4 protein-coding genes are annotated in these 3,706 nt (G+C 37.9%); 3 read left to right on the top strand and 1 reads right to left on the bottom strand.

Annotated features, from left to right (window positions below; all coding sequences use genetic code 11):
* Positions 1-113: 113 nt before the first annotated feature.
* Positions 114-863, top strand: a complete 750-nt coding sequence (locus DW677_RS17810) for a class I SAM-dependent methyltransferase (RefSeq protein ID WP_117471364.1) — start codon at positions 114-116, stop codon at positions 861-863.
* 120 nt (positions 864-983) lie between these two features.
* On the opposite strand, the gene ltrA is transcribed toward DW677_RS17810, so the two are convergent.
* On the bottom strand, positions 984-2,282 hold the full coding sequence (gene ltrA / locus DW677_RS17805; RefSeq protein WP_117567932.1) for a group II intron reverse transcriptase/maturase: 1,299 nt from the start codon (positions 2,280-2,282) through the stop codon (positions 984-986).
* Between the two features lie 772 nt (positions 2,283-3,054).
* Here ltrA and DW677_RS17795 point away from each other — a divergent pair.
* Positions 3,055-3,426, top strand: a complete 372-nt coding sequence (locus DW677_RS17795; protein WP_117567931.1) for a DUF2500 domain-containing protein — start codon at positions 3,055-3,057, stop codon at positions 3,424-3,426.
* Between the two features lie 16 nt (positions 3,427-3,442).
* Positions 3,443-3,667, top strand: coding sequence for a hypothetical protein (locus DW677_RS17790; RefSeq protein ID WP_117567930.1), 225 nt, complete (start codon positions 3,443-3,445; stop codon positions 3,665-3,667).
* Positions 3,668-3,706: the final 39 nt, after the last annotated feature.

Genomic DNA, 3,706 nt, shown 5'->3' with positions numbered 1-3,706 from the left:
ACAAATCGGAATTGACCGAGCTGAAAGAGAAGGATGCTTGTTGCCCGAAAGACAAGAAGATGGAAGTAGAAGAAAACAAAAAATAATTTTTTATATGAAAGGCTGGTTGCAGAATGTCAAAACAAAATATTTATGATAATGATTTATTTTACGAAAACTTCGAGAAAATACGTAGCAAAGAAATCAATTTTAATGATATTATTGAGACACCAATAATATTAGGAATGATACCTGAACTATATAAAAAGAAAGTATTAGATATTGGATGTGGTATGGGGCAACATGCACTTCAATATTCAAAGAAGGGGGCGTTATCCGTTCTTGGAATTGATATATCGGAAAAAATGTTAGCATATGCAAGAAAAAATAATGCTGCCTCTAATATTGAATACAGAAGACTGGCGTTTGAAGAATTGGATGATTTAGAGGAAAAGTTTGATGTTATTACAAGTTCATTGGCTTTTGATTATGTAGAAAATTTTGAAAGACTTATGAAACAGATTTATAGTCACTTGAATGAAAATGGCAAATGTGTTTTTTCGATGTCACACCCAATAAGTACAGCATATGATGGGACTTTTGACAGATATACCAGAGCAGAAACTGGAGAAAGATTATATGCTAATCTACGAAATTACGGAATAGAGGGTAAGCGTGTTATTCATTGGGTAGTAGATGAATATGAACTTTATCATAGAACGATTTCAACATTAATAAATGATATTGTTTCTGCTGGATTTATCATTGAGGAATGTCAGGAATCAAAAGTACCAGAATCAATTAGAGAAAAGCGAGCAGATATGTTTGGAGGAGTTATTCATCAACCAGACTTTATTTTTTTTAGGTGTGGAAAGAAAAATTAATATTTTATCTATGTAAAGAACCCGACAGTCGAGTAGACTTACACCTCACAATGTAAGCCCCTCACAGAACCGTACGTGCGGCTTTCCCGCATACGGCTCTTCATAATAATATTTGCAGTCTCAAAACAAGCTGACATAAATCTTTGGCATTGCCAATGGATAATATTTCAGCATTTCAATGAATCCTTCTCTTGTATAACTCTTTCTGTCACTTCGTCTATTCAGCACCTTAAACAGAAGTTCTCTCACTTGTTGTTTGTAGTTTGAAATCATTCTGCCATTAAAACTTATGCCATAGTACCTATAATGACCTATTAGTTTCAGATTTAGCATACCCATTAGTTTCTTTAGCGGTTGGTCTCTATTCGGATATAACCATACCTTGATGTCTCGAATTTTCTGTCTGAATTTCTTAGAGCTTGTCTTTGGCATTATATATGGCATGCCTTTGCGTGAACGCCCACAATAGAATGTGAATCCCAGAAAATCAAATGTTTGTAATCTGATACTCTCACCGCTCTTTTGCTTTGCCCTTGCAATATAAGCACCGCTTTGTAAGAGACGACTTTTACTATCTTCTAATTGCAAACCGAACTTCTCCATTCGTTCTTTAAGAAGCTTGTAGTAATTCTCTGCTTCCCATTTATATTGAAATCCTGCAACAAAATCATCTGCATATACAATTAGAAAGTTATCTCCCTTGCATTCTTTGGTAATAATAAACTTATACCATAGTGTCAATACATTGTGCATATATATGTTTGCTAGGATTGGACTTATGATATTGCCTTGAGCTGAACCTTCTTCATTCACCATAAGTTCACCATTATCCAGCACTCCCACTTTAAGATACTTCTTGACAAGACCAATTATGTTGGGGTCTTTAATATAAAGTTTGAGAAACTTGATAATCCATTCATGCTTCATATGGTCGAAGAATCCTTTGATGTCAGCATCCACAATATAGCAGATTTTCGTGTTGTTTAATCTCTTATACAGTTCTTTTATTGCGTTATGACATCCTCGATTTGGTCTGAATCCGTACATGCAGTTCAGAAATCTCGGTTCATAGATAGCTTCTAATATCTTCTTTAATGCTAATTGGACTATTTTGTCCTCATAGCACGCAATTCCTAATGGTCGACGTTTTCCATTGCTTTTAGGGATATATACCCTAATTGATGGCTGTGGTTTGTATGATTTTCTTTTCAGTCTTTCTACCAAGTCATCTATGTTTTGCTCCAGATTTCTCCCGTACTCTTTCTTAGTAATCTCATCAACACCGACTGCTTTGTTTCCGTCTAATTCTTTGTGACATTGCAAAAGCATTTCTTTATTGATTAGATGATACAACGATGTGAACTCTGGTCTCGGCGAATTTGCCGATATTTCTGCTATTCTTTCTAATTTCGTTTCCATCAATACCTCCGTCCCTGAGTACGGTTGATGTGTCCTCAGAAAGACCCTTATTATGTAGCTCCCTTTCCTCCGTTGGCATTACCCAACTTCTTCAGTACTATGAAGCTATCCGACTGCCTACTGTTCTTTTGACATTCTCCTGTTTTGCAGTTGTTTGCCATACTTGCAATGGCAAGAAACAATAGGCTCTCCCCAGTTGACTGAATAATCACAATGTAAAACATAAAGTGCTCTTTGACCCCGCAGAAGCAAACCATTTCTCACCAATGCGAATTGATTTGTGTTGCTTTCCGTCGAAATTAGAACGTCAGCCTTCTAAATGTCAAAATTTCGAGGCTCAATCACACTCTCTATTTTCTCGCTGTCTACGCTTAGCAACTATCATTACTGACAGTCACCCAAGACTCGCTACTGGCGGTTGGTTAGACCTTACCAGACAGGCATTCCACCTGCTAGACTACTCGCCCTTATCTGGGCGCACAATTCCAGTTTGTTGAAGTCAAAAAAATTGAGCAGTGTATCGCGGAGGTGATGATATGAATAAACTCTACGATTTCTTAAAATGTATGATCTATGCGAGTTTTTATGTGATTGTGATTAAAACGAGTATGGATTTCTATGAGTACAAGCGCTTTCCGAAACTATACGAACAGAATTCTGCGCCTTGGTATACAGAAGCATTACTGTATAGCGCTGCCTCGCTTTTCGTGATTGTTGTATATGCTGTGCTCAGGGGAATCGTTAGACGCAAGATTAAGAAGGGGTGAGCGATATGTTTATGCTGTTTGAATATATGTTTCCAATTATCTTCGTGATCGTTTTCGGTATGATCATCTTTCAGTTTGTGACCGGAATCAGAACATGGCACAAAAACAATCAGTCACCGCGTCTGTCGGTGAGTGCAACCATCGTCGCAAAGCGTGAAAATATCACACATCATAGCCATGCAAATGCGGGTGACCTGTCTGGAGCTCATGGCTTTCATTCGACTTCAAGTACCAGCTACTATGTCACGTTTCAGGTAGAGAGCGGTGACCGGATGGAACTACAGGTTTCAGGAAGAGAATATGGAATGCTGGCGGAAGGAGATATCGGAAAACTCACTTTTCAGGGGACGAGATATCTGTCATTTGAGCGCGTGTGATTCAGGAGGTGATAACATGAAAAAACGATTTATAATGCTCGGGATTGTCTGCTTGTTTATGACCGGCTGCCAGACTGCTCAGAAGACGATACCGGAAATAACTACGATTGCCCCTGCAGATTCTGCACATGAAGAAACAGAGACAAATAAAGAAGAACGTGCAGAAGATGCATCGGTAGCAGTAAAGTCGCTGAAAATTGGAAGTTCAAAAGGAAATCCGGATGATCTATCATCCTTGTAGAGACTATGAGAAAATCTCTGTAAATTAGATTCTTCTATG

This window comes from Clostridium sp. AM25-23AC (genome assembly GCF_003435125.1).
GTDB lineage: Bacteria > Bacillota > Clostridia > Lachnospirales > Lachnospiraceae > Pilosibacter > Pilosibacter fragilis.
Note: the sequence above shows the minus strand (reverse complement) of the source record. Positions and strands in the feature narration are given on the sequence as shown.